The 21,880-nt window shown below is 62.5% G+C and carries 14 protein-coding genes; 9 read left to right on the top strand and 5 right to left on the bottom strand.

Annotation, left to right across the window (positions count from 1 at the left end; translation table 11 throughout):
• Positions 1–9 precede the first annotated feature (9 nt).
• The 3 genes from IPM12_12375 to IPM12_12385 all read left to right on the top strand — a co-directional run bounded on the left by IPM12_12375 (position 10) and on the right by IPM12_12385 (position 3,641).
• On the top strand, positions 10–879 hold the full coding sequence (locus tag IPM12_12375; GenBank protein ID MBK9148597.1) for a mechanosensitive ion channel family protein: 870 nt from the start codon (positions 10–12) through the stop codon (positions 877–879).
• Positions 876–1,937: a magnesium/cobalt transporter CorA gene (corA, locus tag IPM12_12380; protein ID MBK9148598.1), complete on the top strand. Its 1,062-nt coding sequence runs from the start codon at positions 876–878 to the stop codon at positions 1,935–1,937. The genes IPM12_12375 and corA overlap by 4 nt, the downstream gene beginning before the upstream one ends.
• A gap of 279 nt (positions 1,938–2,216) precedes the next feature.
• The gene (locus IPM12_12385) at positions 2,217–3,641 is read left to right on the top strand and encodes an arginine decarboxylase (protein MBK9148599.1); all 1,425 of its coding nucleotides are present in this window, start codon (positions 2,217–2,219) and stop codon (positions 3,639–3,641) included.
• Between the two features lie 23 nt (positions 3,642–3,664).
• On the opposite strand, the gene IPM12_12390 is transcribed toward IPM12_12385, so the two are convergent.
• The 3 genes from IPM12_12390 to ychF form a co-directional block, all read right to left on the bottom strand.
• Entirely contained in the window at positions 3,665–10,036 is a 6,372-nt protein-coding gene (locus IPM12_12390) for a hypothetical protein (GenBank protein ID MBK9148600.1), read from the bottom strand.
• A gap of 44 nt (positions 10,037–10,080) precedes the next feature.
• Complete coding sequence (gene plsY / locus IPM12_12395; GenBank protein MBK9148601.1) at positions 10,081–10,731, bottom strand: glycerol-3-phosphate 1-O-acyltransferase PlsY; 651 nt, start codon at positions 10,729–10,731, stop codon at positions 10,081–10,083.
• A 176-nt stretch (positions 10,732–10,907) separates the two neighbouring features.
• Positions 10,908–11,999 carry a redox-regulated ATPase YchF gene (gene ychF / locus IPM12_12400; protein ID MBK9148602.1) on the bottom strand — a complete coding sequence of 364 codons (1,092 nt, stop codon included), beginning with the start codon at positions 11,997–11,999 and terminating at the stop codon, positions 10,908–10,910.
• A gap of 458 nt (positions 12,000–12,457) precedes the next feature.
• Between ychF and IPM12_12405 the strand changes: the two genes are divergently transcribed.
• From IPM12_12405 to IPM12_12420, 4 genes are all read left to right on the top strand, one after another.
• Positions 12,458–13,957: a beta-lactamase family protein gene (locus IPM12_12405; protein ID MBK9148603.1), complete on the top strand. Its 1,500-nt coding sequence runs from the start codon at positions 12,458–12,460 to the stop codon at positions 13,955–13,957.
• A 244-nt stretch (positions 13,958–14,201) separates the two neighbouring features.
• Entirely contained in the window at positions 14,202–15,833 is a 1,632-nt protein-coding gene (locus IPM12_12410; protein MBK9148604.1) for a serine hydrolase, read from the top strand.
• Positions 15,834–15,868: 35 nt separating this feature from the next.
• Positions 15,869–16,360 (top strand): nuclear transport factor 2 family protein, encoded by a 492-nt coding sequence (locus IPM12_12415; protein MBK9148605.1) that lies wholly within the window; start codon positions 15,869–15,871, stop codon positions 16,358–16,360.
• A gap of 124 nt (positions 16,361–16,484) precedes the next feature.
• Positions 16,485–17,054: an ester cyclase gene (locus IPM12_12420; GenBank protein MBK9148606.1), complete on the top strand. Its 570-nt coding sequence runs from the start codon at positions 16,485–16,487 to the stop codon at positions 17,052–17,054.
• A 100-nt stretch (positions 17,055–17,154) separates the two neighbouring features.
• Here IPM12_12420 and IPM12_12425 read toward each other — a convergent pair whose 3' ends face one another.
• Together IPM12_12425 and IPM12_12430 are read right to left on the bottom strand one after the other, a co-directional pair.
• Entirely contained in the window at positions 17,155–17,604 is a 450-nt protein-coding gene (locus IPM12_12425) for a DUF1801 domain-containing protein (protein MBK9148607.1), read from the bottom strand.
• Positions 17,605–17,645: 41 nt separating this feature from the next.
• Complete coding sequence (locus IPM12_12430; protein MBK9148608.1) at positions 17,646–18,068, bottom strand: TonB family protein; 423 nt, start codon at positions 18,066–18,068, stop codon at positions 17,646–17,648.
• Positions 18,069–18,186: 118 nt separating this feature from the next.
• Between IPM12_12430 and IPM12_12435 the strand changes: the two genes are divergently transcribed.
• A complete protein-coding gene (locus IPM12_12435) occupies positions 18,187–19,143 on the top strand; it encodes an NAD(P)-dependent alcohol dehydrogenase (protein ID MBK9148609.1) in 957 nt (318 codons plus the stop codon).
• 185 nt (positions 19,144–19,328) lie between these two features.
• Complete coding sequence (locus IPM12_12440; GenBank protein ID MBK9148610.1) at positions 19,329–21,872, top strand: glycoside hydrolase family 3 C-terminal domain-containing protein; 2,544 nt, start codon at positions 19,329–19,331, stop codon at positions 21,870–21,872.
• Positions 21,873–21,880 lie beyond the last annotated feature (8 nt).

The following is a 21,880-nucleotide window of genomic DNA, read 5'->3' on the forward strand; positions in this document are numbered from 1 at the left end:
CGGCCCGCCATGAAAGAGTTCTTGAGCGAGATGGGGATCACTGCGCTGGTGCTCCTGAAGGTGGCGCTGATCGTGGCCGGCGCCTTCGTGGCCGAGCGGCTCATCCGCAAGGCGCTGCGCCGCCTCTACCTGCGCAGCGGCCAGGGTTACGAGGACCGCACGCGTTACCGCTTCTTCCGCAATGCCACACGCTTCCTCGTGGGCTTGATCGCACTAGCTGGCATCATCTACACGGTGCCTTCGTTCAAGCACCTAGCCGTTACGCTCTTCGCGGGCGCGGGCATCCTGGTGGCGATCCTGGGCCTGGCCACCCAGCGCGCCTTCAGCAACATCATCAGCGGCATCTTCATCGTCAGCTTCAAGCCCTTCCGGGTGGGCGACCTGATCAAGGTGGGCAGCGTGGAAGCCGGCACCGTGGAGGACATCACCCTGCGGCACACGGTGATCGTCACCTTCGAGAACCGGCGCATCATCATCCCCAACGCAGTGATCAGCGATGAGGTGATCGTGAACAGCAGCATCAACGACGAGGCCACCTGCGAATTCGTGGAGGTGGGCGTCAGTTACGAGAGCGACCTGGACAAGGCCATGGCCGTTATGCAGGCCGAGTGCGAGGCCCACGCCGATTCCTTGGACAAGCGCACGCCAGACGATGCCAAGCGCGGATCGCCGAAAGTGCTGGTGCGGCTGGTGCGCATCGATGACAGCGCGCTGCTGTTGCGCGCGTACGTCTGGGCCAAGGACCCGATCACCTCGCGCCAGATGCATTTCGACCTGAACCGGAGCATCAAATTGCGCTTCGACCGGGAAGGGGTCTCCATCCCCTATCCGCAACGCACCGTGCACATCGCCGCGCCCATCACCGTGAAGAACGCATGAAGAAGGTGAAGTCCCGCTCCGGGAAAGCCGGGCTTCCGCCCGGTGCGCTGGTGCATGTAGGCCACGATGATCTCGCGGCATCGACAACGATCGACCTGTTCACCTACTCCGCGAATGATGTCACTGAGCGCAGGTTGCATTCCATCGAGGAATTCGCAGAGCTCGCGCCTGACCTAATCGGTTGGCTCAATATCGACGGGCTCAGCAGCGAGGGGATACTGGCCCGCATCGGCGAGCGCTTCAACCTGCACCCCCTGCTTCTGGAGGACATCCTCAACACCGACCACCGGCCGAAAGTGGAGGAATACAGCGACTGCCTCTTCGTGGTGAGCCGCATGCTGGGCCTCGATGAGGAGACCGGCGGCATTGGGCAGGAGCAGATCTGCTTCGTGCTCCGCAAGGGGCTGGTGATCTCCTTCCAAGAGACACCCGGCGATGTGCTGGATCCCATACGGGAGCGCCTGCGCAAGGACCTGGGCCGCGTGCGCCGCTCCGGCAGCGATTACCTGCTCTATGCCCTGCTCGACGTGATCGTGGACGAGTACTTCGCCATCGTGGAGCGTTTGGGCCAGCGCATCGAACAGCTCGAGCGCAAAGTGATCACCCGCCCCGGCAGCGAGGACCTTCACACCATCCAGGACCTGCGCGGGCTATTGATCACCGTGAACCGGTACGTGACGCCCATGCGCGAACTCGCCGGGCGCCTCAACACGATCCCGAGCGAGCTGATCGACAAGAGCACGCGGCGCTACATCAACGACCTGCAGGACCACACCGTGTACATCGCCGAGACCATCGGCACCTTCCGCGAGATGCTGCTGAGCGTGGAGAACACCTACCACGCCGGGCAGAACCTGCGCATGACCCAGGTGATGAAGCTCCTCACCATCATCAGCACCATCTTCATCCCCCTCACCTTCATCGTCGGCATCTACGGGATGAACTTCGAGCACATGCCCGAGTTGGGCTGGCGCTACGGCTACTTAGGCGTGCTGGCCATCATGGGCGTGATCGCGCTGGTGATGCTGGCGTGGTTCAGGAGGAAGAGGTGGCTGTGAGGGCGTCATCCAAGGGCAACACTCGCACATCTATTTTCGCCCCTCGAATGGATTGCCCGCTGCGCATATCGCCCTCAATCATGTGGAATCCGGCTGCATCCATGACGCGCGCCCTCCTTCCGGCCTTCCGCTGATGAACGCGTGCGCCCTCCCCGTGCTTCGGCTCAAAGCAGCCACCCACGCGCAAGGGACTCGCTTCCATCAATTATCGGAAGCTAGCAGCGAACGGTCGGTCACCATGGCCTTCCATGCTTGCCATTACCGCCTATCTGCTGACCTATGAAGACCCGCTACATCGACCTCATCGAGCAGACCTTCGATTTCCCGAAGGATGAATTCAAGCTCGACGGCGAGAACCTCGTGTGGAACGACCTGCCGCTCGTGGACCTGCTGAAGAAGCACGGCACGCCTTTGCGGATCACCTACCTGCCCAAGATCGGCGAGAAGATCGAGTTGGCGCGGAGCAGCTTCGCCAAGGCCTTCGCGTCGCACGACTACCAAGGGAAGTACGAGTACTTCTATTGCACCAAGAGTAACCACTTCCACTACGTCATTGACCAGGTGCTCAAGAAGGGCGTGAACCTGGAGACCAGCAGCGCCTACGACCTGGAGATGATCGAGCTGCTCATCGAGCGGGGCCGCATCACCAAGGAGAGCACCATCCTGTGCAACGGCTTCAAGGACGAGCGCTACATCAAGGGCATCGGCCGCCTGGCCAACCGCGGCTTCAAGGTGGTGCCCATCATCGACAACATGGGCGAGATCTACGCGCTCGACGAGGTGATCGAGGGCCACTGCGACATCGGCATCCGCATCGCCGCCGAGGAAGCGCCGAAATTCGAGTTCTACACCAGCCGCCTCGGCATCGGCTACAAGGACATCATCCCCTTCTACATGCGCAACATCAGCAAGCAGAAGAAATTCCGCTTGAAGCTGATGCACTTCTTCATCAACACCGGCATCACCGACACCGCCTACTACTGGAACGAGCTGAGCAAGTGCGTGAACGTGTACTGCGACCTGTGGAAGCTCTGCCGCACGCTGGATACGCTCGACATCGGCGGCGGCCTCCCCATCAAGAACAGCCTCAACTTCAGCTTCGATACCGACTACATGATCGGCGAGATCATCGGGCGCATCAAGGACGTGTGCGAGGAGAACAAGGTGCAGGAGCCCAACATCTTCAGCGAGTTCGGCAGCTTCACCGTGAGCGACAGCGGCGCCACCTTCTTCAGCATCGTGTACCAGAAAAAGCAGAATGAGAAGGAGCGCTGGGACATGATCGACGGCAGCTTCATGACCACCCTGCCCGACACCTGGGCCATCAGCAAGCGCTTCATCATGCTGCCCGTGAACAACTGGCACGATGAGTACGAGCGCGTCTTCCTCGGCGGCATGACCTGTGACAGCGACGACTACTACAACAGCGAGCAGCACGTCAACGCCATCTACCTGCCCAAGTACAACGAGGAGAAGAAGCAGTACATCGGCTACTTCAATACCGGTGCCTACCAGGATACGCTGGGCGGCTTCGGCGGCATCCAGCACTGCCTGATCCCGAAGCCCAAGCATGTGCTCATCGACCGACTGCCCGATGGCTCCCTCGTGGACACCGTGTTCGCGGAGCAGCAGAGCGCCGAGCGCATGCTACAGCTGCTGGGCTACCTGCCGGTGGAGGAAGCGGTCAAGAACACAAGGGCGTAAGACCAACCCGGATCCATACCCGATCAGGGCTGCGCCAGGATCGAAGCTCCGAATTGCTGGAGCAGCGCCGTGCCCTCGCGCACCGGGATGCGCTTGCCGTTGAGATAAGCAGTGATGAAAGCGTCCTTCACGCCAAGGCGCACAGCTTCATCCTTGCGGGTGCGCGCGGCATCGAGGTCCATGTAACGGCCCGTGGTATAGCGCACCTTGGCACTTTCAGTGAGCTCGCTGTTCAGCGGCGTGATGTTGAAGAGCTTGTCGAGCGGGACCGGGCGGCTGTAAACCCCTACCTGCACCGTGAAGAAGAGGCCCTTGATGGTCTCCACCTGCTTCGCGGGCGCGGCTCCCGGCACATCGTAGTAGGCCGAGGCCTCGGTGCTCGGCACGAAGGCCGACACGATCTGCTCTGCACTGGGCGGGTAGCGCGCCAGGATGGCCGCAGCATCCTCAGCCTCGGCGGCTTGCGCTGCCGCTGCGGGCTGCTTGATCACCATAGCGGGAGGTGCAGCGGGCACGGGCGACTCCACGATACGCGCGGCCGGCTCCTCGGAAACGCCGCGCATCCGGATGGGGCTGTCTGCAAGCGCGGCTCCTTGTTGCGTTGCACGCATGGCCTCGCCCAATGAGATCCGTTTGCCATCGCGGTAGGCCACCACGAACGCATCGCGGTAGCCTCTCTCTCGCACCAGATCCTTCGCTGCCAACGCGCTTTGCGCGCCAGTGAAGAGCCCGGCGGTATAGCGCACCAGCCCATTGCCTACGGTCTCGCCCATCACGGGGGTCATATCGCTGAAGGCCTCCTGGGGAACAGGCTTGCGGAAGGCTCCGATCTGCACCTTGAACACGATGCCTGCGGGCAGTTCCACGTCCATAGGTATCGCCTCTTCGCGACGCACCGACGGCTCATTCAAGATGAAGACATCCTCCACCAGTTCATCAGGCATGCGGAAGGTGGAGGGTTGAGGGGTTGAGGGTTGGGATGTTGAGGGTCCGGTGGTGGATGACAGCGCCACAGGTTGAACGAGACCGGCAGCGGCTTGATCGCGCGATTCGGCTAACAGCGCCTCCGTGCGACGTGTGCGCTGCTCCAGGGCCATGAGTTCGCTGCTGCGCTCGGCGGGCATGGCCTGCAGCATCACACCAGCCTGGGCCTCATTGATGCCAGCTGCCCCGCGAAGCCTGGATGCCACATTGCTCAGCGAATCGGCCTTCAGCTCCAATTGAATCGCGCGCGCATCGAGCGCGATCGCCCGGCTGCTGGCCTCCGCCGGTGAAAGTCGGCCATTGACCGCCTCGCGCTCGGCGGCACGCGCCTGTTGCTTGAGCAGCAAGGCTACATCGCGGTTACTGGCAGCGGCCAGCTCGGCCTCACTGGCTGCCTCGCCTTGCTCCATCGCGAGTGCCTTCGCCTGGAAGTAACGGCTGGCGTCGCCATCGAGCAGGGCCATCCGCTGCTCCTCGGGCGTGAGGTAGTAGAACTTCACGAGGCGATCGCGCAGCACTTTCGCCTTGGCGGCATCATCAGCCAAGGAGCCAAGCTCGACAGAGGCCACGGCTGCGCGCACCGAGGCTGAATGGAGGGAATCGGAGATCACGCGCTCGCGGACCGCCAGTGCCTGCAGCCGCTCCCGGTCCCGCTTGCGCGCCGTTGCCGCACTATCCGCATAAGCGGTCGCTCGATCCGCGGATTCCTGCGAGCGCTGCTCCTGCTCCGCTGCGTCGCGTGCGAGGCTCTCTGCGCGCACGGCGAACAGGTCGGGATCGGCACCAGGGTCCAACGCGGCCGGAGCCAATTGCACCGATTCGCTCTTCAGGAAGCGTTCATACATATGCGCCGGCTTCTTATCGGTGGTGGACAAGCGCCGCTCGGCCTGTGCGATAACCTGTGCTGCTTCACCGGCTAGTTCGTCTCGCTGCTGGCGGCTTCCTTGCGTGGCCGTTGCTCCGCGATCAGTGCCAATTGCTGAACGATCAGTCTGTTGACCAGCGTCCGCAGCACTTTCCAGCGATGGTTCCTGGGCGGCCTCCCTATCTGCAGTGCTGGTCGCGGTGAGTTCGGCAGCGGCCCGATCCACCGGGGTACTTCCATTGCGGCCTTGCTCCTCGGTGCCTGTGCGCACATCCGGCGATTCAGCCGTGGCTCCATTGGCCGACTCCGAGATTCCTCCGGATGACGTCTCGCTCGCCGATCCGGCCTGTGCGATCGGCTCGGTCGGCTCTATGAGATCGGAGGTTTCCTGAGGAGCTTCGCGCGGTTGGGTTGCCATCGCCTCAGCATCTCCGGAATCGGCGGCTACGCGCGTCGCCACACGTTGGTCGGATCCCTCCGCGAGAAGGGGCCGCGTCGGCTTCAGCTCGATGCCGAGCACGCGTGAAGCGACCTCTTCATACGCGAGCGCTTCACCGCGCGCATGGCGGTCGCCGGCCAGGTAATTCTGCACCGTGATGGCCTGATCGTTGGCCTTCAACGCGAGCAGTTCGTCGCGGTACGCGCGCCGGTAAAGACTGTCGCGCAGGACGATATCCTCAATCCGATCAGCGCGCTTCCTGAGCTGCGCCGCATTGTCCACGTACCGCTTCGCCTCGGAGGCGAATTCGCGCGCCATAGCCATCAGCGGTTCGTCGGGCGCGAGTCCGCGCTTGGCGACGAGGGCTTCGACCTTCTCCAAGGAATCGCCCGATGCCTTCCACTCCTCACGCATGAGGAACGCGCTGCGCTGGCCCAGATCCGTGCGGATGATGAAGCGCTCGTCGATGAGCTGATCGGTCTTCTTGCGCAGCTTGTCCGCTTCCTTGCCGAGGGGCATGCCGGCGAGTTGCCTCTCCATGGAGTCAATGCGCGCAGTGAGGCCGTCCATGCGGGCCACATCGGCCTCGCGGAGGGCAATGGCATCGTCCATGCCTTTGGCCTGGCTGCGGTGCTCAACCTTGCTGCTGAACACATCGCGGGCATAACGGTCGATGGAAACGTACCGGTCGTTGATGGGATGCTTGCCAGGCGCATGCCCGGCCGCATATGCCGGTTGGGTGTGGTTGCTGGCTGTGCCGGATTGCCCTGCGATCTCAAGTTGGCGCTGTGCGATGGCCGCTTCGCCATTGGCCAGGTGTTCCTCCCGCAGGCGGCGCAGGCGGTCGATGCGCGGGAGCACGACTTCGGCCTGCTGCGGCGCCATTTCGAGCACGGCCACCTGGCGCTGCATCTCGGACCGCAGGCTGTCGGCGAGCATCAGTTCAATTCCGTTGACGGCATCGGCACGTGCATCAAGGTCCGTGAGGCGTTCGGCGCGTTGCAGGTCGCTCGCGTGGTCACGATAGAGTCCCGCGATGATCTCTTCGTCCTTGATGGAGGAATTGAAGCTCATGGCGGGCACGCTCATGTCGGCCTCAATGGCCGGCTCGGCATCCGGGTCTTCGGTCGGCTCTTGAGAGCCTGCCAATCGGGCGTCGATGTCGGCGATGCGCTCATCGATCTGCTCACGCTTGCTGCGGTCGCGCTCCGCATTGGCCAGTTGCAGCAGCTCAGCGCGCTCATTCTCGAGTATGAACCGTTCATCCGCTCCGTTACTGAAGGGGCGCACGGTGCGTTCTGTTCCGCTATCCGTGGGACTGGTGGAGCCTTGTTCAGCATTCCCCGTCCGCTGCGCATTCAGCGCGCGGGCATCTCCTGCACCGTCCGCTCGCGTCGCATCGCCGCTTGCCGTGCCCCCCGCAGCTGGTCGGTCGGTTACGGAAGACGCGGTGCTGTTCGTGGGGCTCTGCTGGGCCGCATCGCGGGCTCCCTCCTCGGATCCGGTGGACGTCCCAGTTCGCGTTGTGTTCGCCGCATGCAGCGATCGATCGCCTTGGTCATTCCCTGAGATGCCCGCCATGCGGTTGCTGGTGCGCTGCGCATCGCCCTCGGTGCTGCGCTCCTGGGCGCGCGTGCCATCGCGCCGCTCGCCAATGGCCTGCGCGGCGCTCACGAGGTCCCAATCGAAGGTGCGCGCCTCGGCCTCGGTGCGGTCATCGAGCACGGCGGCATCGAAGCGTTCATCAATGGGCAGCGCGGCGGCTCGCTGATCGGCGGTGCTGATGCGCAGGCCGAGTTGCTGGGCCTCATCCGCGGAGAGCTCCGTGCCCGCTGCGCGCTCGCTGGTGCTCGCGAGGTGCTTGGTGAGCGAGGCTTGCCCCCGCACCACGGCGGTGAAGCGCTCAGCGGATTCGGCCTTGCGCACAGCGGCTTGCGTCTCCTCGCGGAGGTAGCTCTGCTGCTGTTCGAGTTCGAGGAGCTGCCGGTCGATTTCCTCCTTGCGCGAGCGCGACCGGGTCTCTTCTCCTTCGCGCTTGAGGCGTGCCACGCGATCAGCCAGTTCATTCTCCTCATCGCGCTTCGATTTCGCCACGGCCAGCAGTCGGGAGGCTTCCTTTTCCTGCTCGACCACTTGGCGGCGCGCGACCTCAGCCGGCTCCTGGGATGCATCGGCTTTGGCGCGTTCATCGAGGCGCTGCTTCAGCGTGCGCAGATGCGTAAGCGCTTGGGTATTGTCCTGCCGGGCCATGGCCTCGTTCAGGTCGTTGCTGAGCTTGGCAGCCTCCAAGGCCCGTTGCCTGGTATTCAGCGAGGCTGTGGTAAGCGCCAACCCGGTGTTCTGCGCGGCCCTTGCGCGCATGGCCGCATCGCGCGCGCGCTGGCGCGCCTCTGCGGCTTCGGTCATGAGGGCATTGCGCTGCTGCACATCGGCCCCGACTGCGCTGGCCTGCTGCAGGAGGTCATCGGCTTTGGCGGCGGCTCTCTCCGCCTCTTGGGTAGCGTCGAGGGCGAGCGCGAAGGCCTCAGCGGCCATGGACTGCTCGTCGAGGGCCTGCGCTTCGCGCTCCCGGGCGTCGTCTTTGGCGATTTGCTGGGCCTTGGCCTGGTCAACGTCGCCCGTGAAGCCGGCTTGCGTGAGCAGGTCGCCGGTAGGTGCCTCGGGGGCCTTCGCTGCTTCCGCGATCACCTCACGGTCGCTCACATCGAGGCGGGCGCGGCGCTTGATCTCGTCGAGGGCGAGGGCAACCATGTCTTCGCCGAGCGGTTCGTCGAAGTAGTTGCGGATGGTGAGTTGCTCAAGGTCGCCCTTGCGGTCGAGGATGAGCTCCTGCCGATAGGCGCGCGGTCCATCGGCCTTGGGCACTTCCACCACGCCCATGTGCGTCTTGCCAGACGGACCGCAATCAACGCGGTAACGGTAGCGCCCCGCGCGCGGCGCGCTGAGCACATAGTTGCCATTGATGTCCGTGCGCACATCGGCCACTTGCTCCTGAGTGAGCATGTCCTCCACCACGATCCGCGCTTTGCGGTCCTCCTTGTCGATACTGCTGGCATAGGTGCCCTTGAAAACCGAGATGGTGACCAGCGCCTGCGCTGTGCCCACCCGGTAAACGTGAAGCATGCCTTGCTTGCTGTTGCGGCCACTGGCGAAACAGGCCTCCTTCTGCTCGGCATCCACGATGTAGAGGATGTCGTCGTCCGGGGTGCTCACGGCGAAGTCAAGGTTCTCCGGTCGCCCGAACGCATCGAGGCCGCGGTCGTAGCTGGCGCGGAACACATCGTAGCCGCCCATGCTGTTATGTCCCTTGCTGCTGAAGTAGAAGACCTTGCCGCCGGGGTGCATGAATGGGAAGTCCTCGTCCTGATCGGTGTTCACGTAGCCGGCGAGCTTCACCGGGGTGGCGTAGGTGCCGTTGGGCAGAAGTTCGGAGCGGTAGATGTCGAGGCCGGTCTCACCGTCCTTGCCGTAGCTGCTGAAGTAGATGGGGCCGTTGCCATCGGGCAAGTGCACCAGGCTCCGGTGCTTGCGTTTCTTGTCGAGGCTGGACCTCAGTTCCTCGGGCAGCACCACGACCTTGCCGCCGATGTCAGCCAGGTCGTAGAAGCGGAAGAAATCGGCATCGGCCACTTCGACCTTGCCGCGCACGGTGATCTCCTTCAGGTTGCTCAGGAGCTTCTCGCCGTTACGGCATTGCTTCTGGAGTGCTTCAACGGGGAAGGCTGCAAGGAGCTTCTTATCCGCGGTGCCGAGGAATCGTTGATATGCGACCTGCGCTTCCTTGAAGCGGTAGTTGAGGTGATAGGCACGACCGAGCCAGTACCAGGCCAGCGGCTCGGTGGTGGGCGCGTCGGTGGCGAACTTCAGGTGGCTGATGGCGGGCTCCTTGTCCGCGCTGCCGTGCAGCAGGCAGGCGCCGAAGCGGTAATTGAGCGTGCGGTCGCCGGGCGCGAGGCTCACCAGCTGCGAATACAATGGCATGGCCTCCGCGAAGCGCTGCTCCTGGAAGAGCTGATCGGCCTTCGCGCGCACCTGCTGGTCACCGCCCTGAGCTTTGGCCAGGAAGGGGAGCAGGAGCAATACCACTATGCCCGTTGAACGGGTCATCGTCCGAGAGTGGGCGCTTAAACCGCGCTTCAGTCGATTGGGTTTCACCGCCTGTGGCCGGCACGTCCGGCCAGCACCAGCCGGTTCTCTTCACCGCGGAGCAGCCGCCCGATGTTCTCACGGTGTGTGTAATAGACCAATGCGCACAGCACGATCGCGAAGCCGACCTTGATCGGACTCTGCTCCTTCCATAGCAACCCCACGGCCAAGGGGAAGGCCAGCGCTGCGGCGAGCGAGCTGAGCGACACGTAACGTGAGCCCATGAAGACCAACGCGAACACGGCCACGCAGACCCCGGCGGCACCCGGATGCACAGCGAGCACCCCACCCAAGCTGGTGGCCACGCCCTTGCCTCCGCGGAAGCCAGCGAATACCGGATAGAGGTGACCGAGCACGGTGGCCAGCACCAGGCTCACGCGCAGCCACATCCAAGGCGCCGTATCGGGCTCGAGCTCCGTGAAATTCGGCAGCACGCGCACCGGTGCGAATCCCTTCAGCACATCGATAAGCAGAACGGGCACTCCAGCGCGCGGTCCCAGCACGCGGAAGGTGTTGGTGGCTCCGGCGTTGCGGCTGCCGTGCTCGCGCACATCGATCCCGAAGAAGGCACGCCCCCACCATACGCTGGTAGGGATGCTCCCACAGAGATAAGCGAGCACCATGGCGAATACTCCGTACACCCAAGGGAATTCCATCGTTCAGTGTCATGGATGAACCGACCAAGCCCTCAAGGTTCGCCTGTCCATCTTGGGGTAAAGGTAGCCGCACGCCTCACCCGGCTCGCCCATCGGCAAAGCGCTTGTCCCTGCCCCGTTGTTATCAAAAGCGCAGGTGCCGATCCATTCAGCCGAGCCTTGACGGCTACACGGGCTCAAACGTTGAACAGGAAGTGCATCACATCCCCGTCCTTCACGATGTACTCCTTGCCCTCTGTGCGCAGCTTCCCGGCTGCGCGGCAAGCGGCCTCGCTGCCCAAAGCGATGAAGTCGTCATAGCCGATCACTTCGGCGCGGATGTATCCCTTCTCGAAGTCGCTGTGGATGACGCCTGCCGCTTGCGGTCCGGTATCGCCTTGGTGGATTGTCCAGGCGCGGACTTCCTGCACTCCAGCGGTGAAGTAGGTCTGAAGCTTCAGCAAGTGATAGGCGGCGTGTATGAGCTTGTTCACGCCTGGCTCATCCAGGCCGATGTCCTTGAGGAACATCTCGCGCTCCTCGGGGGTCTCCAAACTGGCGATCTCTGCCTCGATGGCCGCTGTGACGAAAATGACCTCCGCGTTCTCATTCGCAACCGCGGCCCTCACCTTCTCCACGTAATCATTGCCCTTCACGGCGCTCTGCTCATCCACGTTGCACACGTACATCACAGGCTTGGTGGTGAGCAACTGGAATTCGCTCAGCAGCGCCGGGTCATCGTTCGCGGTGATGGCAGTGCGCGCGCTCTCGCCTTTGAGCAGCGCGGCGCGGATCCGGGACAGGAGCTCGAAGCGGCGCTTGGCCTCCTTCTCACCGATCGCCGCCTGCTTCTCCACTTTCTTGATCCGCGCCTCCACGGTCTCGAGGTCCTTCAACTGGAGCTCGATGTCGATCACCTCCTTGTCACGCACAGGGTCCACGCTGCCATCCACGTGCACCACGTTGGGGTCGTTGAAGCACCGGAGCACATGCAGGATGGCATCGCATTCGCGGATGTTTCCGAGGAATTGGTTGCCTAGGCCCTCCCCTTTGCTGGCGCCTTTCACCAGTCCGGCGATATCGACGATCTCCACGGTAGTGGGCACCACGCGCTGCGGCTTCACCAGTTCGGCGAGCCTATTCAAGCGCGCGTCGGGGACGGTGATGGTGCCCACGTTCGGCTCAATGGTGCAGAATGGGAAATTGGCTGCCTGGGCTTTGGCATTGCTCAGGCAATTGAACAAGGTGCTCTTGCCCACGTTGGGCAGTCCGACGATCCCGCACTTCAAGGCCATGGCTATCCTCCCTGTTTATTGAGGGGCGCGAATGTAGGTGGGCTGAACGGAGCGCGCGACGGTTGCCTTGCGCACCGTGCAGAGGGCGGTAATCGGCCTCAACCTGGGGGCCATGAATGCGCTCGGCGGAACCTGCCTCCACTGCATCGGCTGCACCGGGAGCGCCATAAGGGACTGCCGCACCAATAGGAACAGAATCGCTTGGCGGAAGGAAGGCGCCGGCCACAAGGTGAGACGGTGATCAGTTACGCTCACTGAGGCTCGCATCCTTCCCTCGATGAGTCACATCACCGGCAGCAAAGCGCTCTTGTTGCTCAGGACCAAGAGATCTGGTAGTACCTAGTGGACTCCAAAGCGTGGTCCTTGAGGATGCACATTTCAGAGCCGAACGTTCCACACCACATCCGTAACCAGGCTTCCAAAGGCGGTGTCCCATCGGAAAACTGCTGCCCATGCCGCGCATCTTGACCTGCTGCGTTCTTCTTTGCTCGCTATTGATCGCCCCGTTCGCCAGTGGCCAAGGACATGTGGCCGATCCGTTCAGGACCGATGCGGATGCCTTCCTGCGATCGATGGTCAAGGAACTCGGCATTCCTGGTCTTGCGGTGACCGTGGTGAAGGATGGCAAGGCCGTGATCGCCGAGGGCTACGGCATGGCCGATCTGGAGAACAAGCGATCGGCCGATGGAGCAACGTGCTACTACATCGCATCCGCCACCAAACCGTTCACAGCGCTGCTGGCCGCGATCCTCGATGCGGAAGGCACGCTCAAGCTGAACGACCCGCTCGGCAAGTACTATCCGGCTTTGGTGCTCGATAGCATCGACTTGAACAAGGTCCTCCTGCGCGATCTGCTCACCCACACCTCCGGCCTGGACAACGCCGCCATCAGTTGGCGATCGGCATTCTCCGGTGATCATGACCCGGCCTTGCTCGATGACCTCATGAAGTACTGCGCGCGGAACAAGGCTGGGCAGGGCTGCTATGAGTACACCAACGTGGGCTACAACATCTATGGGATGGTGGTGCAGCGCGCAACCGGCCGCTCATGGAAGGACCTGTTGAAGGAAAAGGTATTCGACCCTGCAGGCATGACTCGCACCACCGCGTACATCTCACTTGCTCAGAAGAACGGATGGACGATCGCGAAGCCGTACTCGGTGCTCTCCACCACGCAACCAGTGCCGCTGGAGAAGCAGGACAACACCATGCAATCCGCAGGCGGGCTCATCACCACCGCGCAGGACATGGCGCGCTGGCTGCAGTTGCATGTGAACGAAGGCATGCTCGATGGGAAGCAGGTGATCCCGGCGGTGGTCATGCGATCCACCTCAGTGCCTCTTGTAAAGGTCACTGGCCGGGAACAGCGCATGTTCGCAGCCGACCAGAGCGGAGCCGGGTGGATGCTCGGATCGTACAAAGGGGAACCGGTGGCCCACCATTCAGGCGGCTTCGCTGGGCATGCGGCGCTCACCTCGTTCATGCCTGGCAAAGGAATGGCGGTCGCCGTGATGGTGAATGAGGACGTGAGCGGTGGCCGGTTGGCGGACATGCTGGCCGGTGCGCTGTACGATCATCTCCTGGTCGACGGGCAAGCATTCGACATGTCCCAAGTGAATGCCTTCGCGGAACAACTGAAAGAGATCCGTACTCGGATCGAAGCGGGCATCGCTCAACGCGCGCAGCGGCCCTGGACCCTGAGCAAGGAGCGCTCGGTCTATGCCGGACGCTACACCTCTGCGAAGCTGGGCACCCTGGAGGTTCGCGCGGATGGCTCGGCACTGCACGTTTCCATCGGCAATCTGCATTGCACGGCAACCGCGTTCACCGAACCGGAGACCATCCGCGTGGAACTGATCCCCGGTCGCGGTGAGGTGATCGGCTTCCGGATGACCGACGGGCGGGCGAGCGGCCTGCGGTACAACGACAATGAATTCATCCGTGTCGAATAGGCCGTTGGACCTTTCGACCCAACCCGGAGTTCGACCTTGGCTGATACGGCAGATTGACGCGAAGGCTTTCGCGCGCCGCATGCTTGGAAGGATCAGCGACCAGAGCGCAATGGGCAACACGATCCGGTGGTGCTGCGGATCATGAGCAGGCGGCCGTCCGTTCACCCCGCCGCTCGTCCGCTCCTCACCGTCTGTAACGCGCTTCGCGATGCCTGCGTCACATTCGCCGAACCAACCGCCGAACATGCCACGCCATCTTTCGCTCTTCGCTTCGCTGCTCCTAGCCGCTGCCCTGCAGGCACAAACGCATACGACCGCCTACGATGCGGAAGTGCAAGCCCATTTCACCGCCGACGCGCCCGGTGGTGCCGTGCTGGTAGCGCAAGGCGGCAAAGTGCTCTATGAGCGAGCGCTCGGACTGGCCGATGCCTCTTTGAAGACGGCGCTCACCACGGCCCATCAGTTCCGCATCGGCAGCGTGACCAAGCAGTTCGCAGCGGTGGCGATCATGCAGCTGGCGGAAGCAGGCAAGCTGAAGCTCGACGACGAGATCCAGAAGCACGTGGACTTCCCGCGGAAAGAGCAGCCCATCACCGTCGAGCATCTGCTCACCCACACCTCCGGAATCCCCAACTTCACGGATGGGCCGCACTACACACCGGATGCATATGCCAAGGATATCGAGCTGAAGGACGTGATCGCGCTCTTCGCCGACCTGCCGCTGGAATTCGCGCCCGGAACGAGGTGGAGCTACAGCAATAGCGGCTACCTGCTGCTCACGGCCATCATCGAGAAGGCATCGGGGCGATCATGGACCGAATTCGCCAATGAGCACTTGTTCAAACCTGCGGGCATGACGCAGAGCAGTGCGGCCATCACGGGCGGCGCATTGGCCAAGGAGCCCATAGGCTATTCCGAAGTCGAGGCCGGTTGGGAGCCGGCCAAGCCCATCAGCATGACCTGGCCGCGCGCTGCGGGCTGCATCCGCAGCACGGTTGGTGACCTGCATAAATGGAACAGCAGCGTATTCGCAGGGAAGCTGATCCCGAAGGCGTGGTTGGACAGAGCGCACAAGGGCGTAATGCTCGCCGATGGAAGCAGCAACCCGTATGGCTACGGGTGGGGCTTCATGAACGTGCAGGGCAGCCCCACGGTCGAGCACGGCGGAGGCATAGATGGATTCGTGAGCAACAGCATCTACCTGCCCAATGAAGACATCTACGTGGCGGTGCTGGTGAACCGCGAAAGCGATGACGCGAGCACCCTGGCGCCCGCTTTGGCGGCCATCGCCTTGGGCAAGCCCTACGGCGGTCCGGCCGTCCCATTGGATCCAAAGGAGGCCGAAGCGCTCACCGGCGTGTATGTGAACGCCGAGGGCGTCGAGCGGTACATCACCGCAGATGAGAATGGATTGCATGCGCAGCGCCAAGGCTCGTCGGTGAAGGACCTGACGCACCTGGGAAACGGCCGCTTCATATACACCGGCGATGTGATCACCCTCAGCTTCGAGCGTGCCAATGGCGCGGTGACCGGCGCTCGCTTCCTCAGCCGCAACGCGGATGAGCAGCTCACTCGTTCCGACAAGCCCTTGCCGAAGCCGCGCGTTGAGCTAGCCTTGAGGAACGCCGACCTTCTGCCCTATGTCGGCGAGTTCGAGTTAATGCCCGGCCTCACGCTCACCTTCCGTGCCGAGGGCGACCGCTTCTTCGTGACGGCCACGCGCCAGCAGGAGATCGAAGTCTTCAGCGAAGCGCCGCACAAATTCTTCTTGAAGGTGGTGGACGCCACGATCGAGTTCCATCCGGAAGCGGACGGCACGGTGAACCGCATCACCTTCACCCAAGGCGGTGCCATGGAAGGGAAGCGGGTCAAGTAGCTTCGCTGGACCAGACCTCCTCAGAAGTACCGAGCATGCACATCGGACCATCTCTGCTACTCCTCGCTGGCACGGCCCTCACACCTTCCTGTTCCATCGGAGCCCAGGTGGATCCGCCACACGCGCGATCGAACGGAGCCGCCGATTTGACGGCCACTGTCGCCGCCCTGGATAGCGCCCTGTTCGCTGCCTTCAACGCCCACGATGCCGAGCACCTCGGCACCTTTTTCACCAAGGACCTCGAATTCTACCACGACAAGACCGGTCTCGCGGGTTACGACAGCACTTTGGCGGGGTTCCAGCGGCTCTTCACGCAGCCCACCACCGATGATATCCGCCGCGAGTTGGTGCCGAGCAGCTTGAAGGTCCATCCGCTTGGCGAGTTCGGGCTGTTGGAGATCTGCCAGCACCGCTTCTGCCACACAGAGAACGGCCATGAGGAGTGCGGCACCTTCAAGAAAATCATGATCTGGTGCGAAGAAGGCGATAGATACAAGGTGTGCCGCGTGATCAGCTACGATCATTGATCCCGGCTCCGCCGCGGGTCAAGCGGCTGGATCTGCTGCCGACAAACGAACCCCAACAGGTCCAGTGCTGCCCTTGCAGCTTTCGGAATAGATCCTACTTTTCGACCCCATAACCCCCAAACCCATGAAAAAGCCCCTACTGTATTTGCTGCCCCTTGCAACCCTCGTATGGTCTTGCGGAGGGCACGATCCCGAGCATGACAAGATGATGGCCGAGCACAAAGCCATGCTATCGGCTGATAGTGCCAAGCACGCGGAGATGGACCGGATGAAACAAACAACGCAGCGTTTCTATGATATGTGGATGGCGGGGAAGTCCGATGGCATCGAGGAGTTCGTTGGGGAGAATTTCATGTCGAACAACCCCATTCCGGGCATCACCTCCACCGGCGTCCAGCAGATGAAGGACATGATCGCCATTTCCAGCTCGACCTTCACGGACAATAAAGTGGAGGAGATGAACATGACGGCGGACGGTGACCGTGTGGTGGCGCATTACAGGTGGAAGGCCGTGAACACAGGTGGCATGGGCGAAGGCATGCCCGCTACCAACAAGCCCATCGATGTGCACGGGGTGGATATCCTGCGTTTCGAGAACGGGAAGATCGTGGAGCACTGGGGCTACATGGAGGAAATGAAGATGATGCAGCAACTGGGCATGATGCCCGGTGATGAAGCTGGATCGAAGAATTGAACTGGAACAGGATCCAAGGAGCGGCAGGGCATCACCCTGCCGCTTTCATTCATGCTTGTGATCGTTAACCGCGAAACGGAACGACCTGAACACGGAACGCTCAGCGCAAGCCCACCGCCCGCTCGTGATCCATGGCCACGGCCTGCTCAAGGAGATTCCCGAGCAAGCGGGCATCAGTCGTGGTGAAGGATTGAAGGTCGCGCCAGAGCACCTGCTTGCGCGAGCCACGCTCGAGATAGGCCAAGGGATCGGAAAGCAGCACGCCATAGCTGAATCCGAACCGCACGCCCTCATAGGTCTTTTTGCCGCCCCAAAGCACCGAAGCCGGCCAGATGAAGCAGACATCGCGGCGCCCTTTGTAAGCAAGGATGTTGTAGGAAAGTCGTTCCTTCAGACCAGGGGCTTCACTGATGATGAACTCGCGCAACTGCTCCATGAGCGCCCGCTCATCGGCAGGGAGGAAATCCAGGAGCTCTTGCGCCGATGCGAAGCGGATGCCGCCCGAGAGGATTGCGGATGGCGCTGGCTTGCTCGCTTTCGGGTTCGTCATGATGCGAAATTCCAACCGCGCCGTGCTTTTCCGATGACGGATCACCTTTTCCGGTCCGAACGGTCGATCCGGAAAGGCACGGATAGGTTCACTTCAGCCGCAACGCGCCTTCCCCGCTTCCGCGCCGGCTCCCACTTCGGCATGGCTTCAAGCAGGCGACGGGCCTCCGCGGCCAGACCGGGCGCACCGGGGACACCGTTGACGATGCGCACTGCGCTCATGCGGCCATTCTTGGTGATGGTGAAGGCCGCCAGCACTTGGCCTTCCTTATGCCGCGATCGCTCGGAGTCAGGGTAGCGTACGCTGTCGGCGAAATACCGCATCATGGCATCGGAGCCGCCCGGGAATCGCGGGGCGATATCGTATGCGGGCTCGCGCTCCACATAGGGCAACAGGTTATCCTGACCATGTGATGGGTACGCGTTCACAAGCCATAGGATGAGGAACTGGATGCGCAGCGGCATGGCCCACGAAGATGATGCGATCCGCATGGAACCTTTGGAAAGAAGCCATTCTTCACGGACCGCGTCCGTTCACCAGCACCGAGCATCAATGGAAGCATCCATTGGCTTCATTCGTGGCATGAAGGCATTGCTCTGCAGTGGATACGGTCCGCCCGAGTCGCTGAGGGTGCACGAGGTTCCGATACCAATGCCCAGGAAAGGCCAGGTACTGGTGCGCGTGCGAGCCACCACCGTGAACGACTACGACTGGAGCATGGTGACCGGGCGCCCGCGCATCTACCGGCTCTTCTTCGGAATATTCCGTCCCCGACGGCCGATACCGGGCATGGAGCTCGCGGGCACGGTGGAGGCTGTGGGGCCTGGAGTCACACGATGGAAGGTCGGCGATGCGGTCTATGGCGATACCTCGAACGGTGGCCTGGGCACTTTCGCGGAGTTCGTTGCTGTTCCGGCGACCGAATTGCGGCGTATCCCCGATGGCCTCTCCTTCGAGCAAGCCGCAGCGGTGCCGCACGCCTTGGAACTGGCCTACCAAGGCCTCTTCGACGTGGGCCGATTGCAGCATGGCGAACGCGTCCTGCTCAACGGCGGCGGCGGCGGAGTGGGCACCTTCGCCCTGCAACTCGCCAAACAACGAGGCTGCACCGTTTGGGGCGTGGACACCGGACCCAAGCTGGAGGCCATGACCGCGCTCGGCTTCGACCGCGTCATCGACTACAAGCAGCAGGACTTCACGCGCTTGAACGAGCGCTTCGACCTGGTGCTGGACACACGGACCAAGCGCTCGGCAAGGGAACTGTCGCGTGCGCTCACCATGCAAGGCCGCTATGTGACCGTGGGCGGCGACCCCGGCCGTTTGATCGCGCTGCTCTTCGCACGCTGGTTCGGCCGGAGCAACATGCGCATCCTCGCGCTTAAGTCGAACATGAACCTCGATGAGCTAGCCCCATCGTTGAGCCATGGCGAGCTGAAGCCGGTGATCGATGGACCCTATCCACTCAGTGAAGCGCCGCGCTTGATCCGCTACTTCGGGGAAGGCAGGCACACGGGCAAGGTGGTGATGGAAGTCGGATGAACTCAGTACCGAGCCGGCCCTCCTCGATCCGATTGATGCGCATCGCCTAGCTTGCCGCTGTGCGCCACCGAAGATTGCTCGGCCTTCTCTGCACATGGGCGTGTGGGATCCAGGCCCCAGCCCAAATACCCTATCAGAATCGATCCATCCCCGACGAGCAGCGCGTCAGCGACCTCCTCACGCGCATGACGCCCGACGAGAAGCTCCGCCAGCTCTTCATGGTGGCGGGTGACTTGGGCACGGACAGCGCACGCTTCGACAACGGGATCTTCGGCTTCCAGTTGCACGCTGCATCGCAAGGCGGCGAGGCGGCAGGACAGCTTCTCTCCTACCCAGCCGGCCCTGATGCGAAGCGCACGCTGGAGAAGGTGAACGCCACGCAGCGCTTCTTCATGGAGCGCACTCGGCTGAAGATCCCCATGCTGTCCTTCGATGAAGCCCTGCACGGACTGGTGCGCAGCGGCGCCACGGCCTTTCCGCAGAGCATCGGCATGGCGGCATCCTTCGATACGACCTTGATGAGCCAAGTGGCAACCGCGATCGCGTTGGAGACGAAAGCGCGCGGTATCCGCATGGTGCTCAGTCCGGTTGTGAACCTGGCCACCGACCCGCGCTGGGGCCGCGTGGAGGAGACCTATGGGGAGGATCCGCTGCTGTCCTCGCTTATGGGCGCCACGTACGTGAAGGCGATGGAAAGCCGCGGTATCATCACCACGCCCAAGCACTTCGTGGCCAACCATGGCGATGGCGGCCGCGACAGCTACCCGGCCTTCCACAGCGAACGGCTGCTGCGCGAGACCTACTTCAAGCCCTTCAAGGCGTGCATCCAGCAGGGCGGCGCACGTTCGATCATGACGTCCTACAATTCGCTGGATGGCCGGCCATGCAGCGCGAACAGCTGGCTGCTGAACGACGTGCTCCGTAAGGACTGGGGCTTCCGCGGCTTCGTGATCAGCGATGCGGCGGCCACCGGCGGGGCCAACGTGCTGCACTTCACTGCGCGTGACTATGAGGACGCTGGTAAGCAGAGCGTGGAGAACGGACAGGACGTGATCTTCCAGACGGACATCGCGCATTACGAGCTGTTCAAGAAGCCTTTCCTCGATGGCACGGTGCGGCAGGGCGCCATCGACAGCGCCGTGGCCAACGTGCTGCGGATGAAATTCGAGCTGGGGCTGTTCGATCGGCCGTACCAGAGCGATTCATTGCTGAACGCGCTCGATATGGAGAAACACCGCGAACTCGCGTACGAGATGGCGGTGAAGAGTGCGGTGCTGCTGAAGAACAAGAACTATACACTGCCCATCGGTCCTGTGATGAAACGCATCGCGGTGATCGGGGCCGACGCGGACGAACCACGGCTCGGAGGGTACAGCGGGCCAGGCAATGCGCCCGTGAGCATATTGGAAGGTCTGCGAGAGCGCCTCCAGGGCAAGGCCGAAGTGTTGTACGCGCCGGGTCCTGGGCGATCGGACAACCGCATCGAAGTTGTTCCGGCGAATGTGCTATTCCACAAGGAAGGCGACAAGCTCGAGCCCGGTCTTGTCGCGCGCTACTTCAACGGAATAGACCTGACGGGAACACCCGCATTCTCGCGGATCGATCAGCAGATCGATTTCAACTGGACACTCTATGGCCCTGACAGCCGGATCGCCTACGACCATTTCGGCGTCATCTGGGAGGGCGTAGTTATCACCCAGCAGGAATACAACTGCTTATTCGGCATTGAGGGCAACGACGGTTATCGTCTCTACCTGGACGGCGAACTCGTGATCGACCGCTGGAACGACCAGGGCTACAGCACAACTACCGTTTACCATGACTTCATGCCAGGGGAGCGCACGGAACTTCGCATCGAATACCGTGAGCGCACCGGCAATGCGCGATTCCGACTGGTTTGGCAAACCGGCGAAGGCTGGGCGCAGAAGAGCGAGCAGGTGGAAGCGGCCAAGGAGCTTGCTGAGGTGTGCGACTTCGTAGTGGCCGTGGTCGGGATGGAGGAAGGCGAGTTCCGCGATCGCAGCAGCTTGAAACTGCCGGGCTATCAGGAGTGGTTCATCGACGCGCTGATCGGTACCGGCAGGCCAGTGGCCGTGGTGGTGGTCGGAGGAAGCGCTTTCACCGTGGAGAATTGGATCGTGAACGCCGGAGCCGTGCTCATGGCCTGGTACCCCGGCGAAGCAGGCGGCCTCGCCATCGCCGATCTGCTGTTGGGCGCGCGCAATCCCAGCGGCAAATTGCCCATCACCTTCCCGCGCAACGAGGGCCAGCTTCCTTTGGTGTACAACCACTACCCCACTGGTCGCGGCGATGACTACGTGGATGGCACCGGCCAACCGCTCTTCCCCTTCGGCTACGGGCTGAGCTACACCAGCTTCGAGTACAGTGATCTGAAGCTGAGCGGATCGACGTTCACCGCCAAGGACACTGTCATCATCTCCTTCAAGCTGAAGAACACGGGCGCTGTTGCAGGTGAAGAGGTCGTGCAGCTCTACACCCACGATGAGCTCGCCAGCGTGGCGCGGCCCGTGAAGGAGCTGAAGGGCTTCCAGCGCGTGGCGCTGAATCCGGGCGAGACGAGGACCGTTTCGTTCACGCTCGACGCGAGCATGCTCACGCTCTTCAACGAAGCGATGGAGGAAGTGACCGAGCCCGGGATGTTCCGTGTGATGATCGGCGGATCGAGCAAGGACATCAGGCTGCGCGCGTTGGTGGAGCTTGAGGAGTGAGAGAAAAC

It is taken from the genome of Flavobacteriales bacterium (assembly GCA_016716605.1).
Classification (GTDB): Bacteria; Bacteroidota; Bacteroidia; order Flavobacteriales_F; family PHOS-HE28; genus PHOS-HE28.

Coding starts and splice junctions, on each gene's coding strand:
- IPM12_12430 (MBK9148608.1), bottom strand. CDS start 18,068: ATGCCGCTGCGCATCCAGTTCCTCATCCTATGGCTTGTGAACGCGTAC.
- IPM12_12440 (MBK9148610.1), top strand. CDS start 19,329: ATGACGCCCGACGAGAAGCTCCGCCAGCTCTTCATGGTGGCGGGTGAC.
- corA (MBK9148598.1), top strand. CDS start 876: ATGAAGAAGGTGAAGTCCCGCTCCGGGAAAGCCGGGCTTCCGCCCGGT.
- IPM12_12410 (MBK9148604.1), top strand. CDS start 14,202: ATGCCACGCCATCTTTCGCTCTTCGCTTCGCTGCTCCTAGCCGCTGCC.
- IPM12_12425 (MBK9148607.1), bottom strand. CDS start 17,604: ATGACGAACCCGAAAGCGAGCAAGCCAGCGCCATCCGCAATCCTCTCG.
- IPM12_12375 (MBK9148597.1), top strand. CDS start 10: ATGAAAGAGTTCTTGAGCGAGATGGGGATCACTGCGCTGGTGCTCCTG.
- IPM12_12435 (MBK9148609.1), top strand. CDS start 18,187: ATGAAGGCATTGCTCTGCAGTGGATACGGTCCGCCCGAGTCGCTGAGG.
- plsY (MBK9148601.1), bottom strand. CDS start 10,731: ATGGAATTCCCTTGGGTGTACGGAGTATTCGCCATGGTGCTCGCTTAT.
- IPM12_12420 (MBK9148606.1), top strand. CDS start 16,485: ATGAAAAAGCCCCTACTGTATTTGCTGCCCCTTGCAACCCTCGTATGG.
- IPM12_12390 (MBK9148600.1), bottom strand. CDS start 10,036: ATGACCCGTTCAACGGGCATAGTGGTATTGCTCCTGCTCCCCTTCCTG.
- IPM12_12405 (MBK9148603.1), top strand. CDS start 12,458: ATGCCGCGCATCTTGACCTGCTGCGTTCTTCTTTGCTCGCTATTGATC.
- IPM12_12385 (MBK9148599.1), top strand. CDS start 2,217: ATGAAGACCCGCTACATCGACCTCATCGAGCAGACCTTCGATTTCCCG.
- IPM12_12415 (MBK9148605.1), top strand. CDS start 15,869: ATGCACATCGGACCATCTCTGCTACTCCTCGCTGGCACGGCCCTCACA.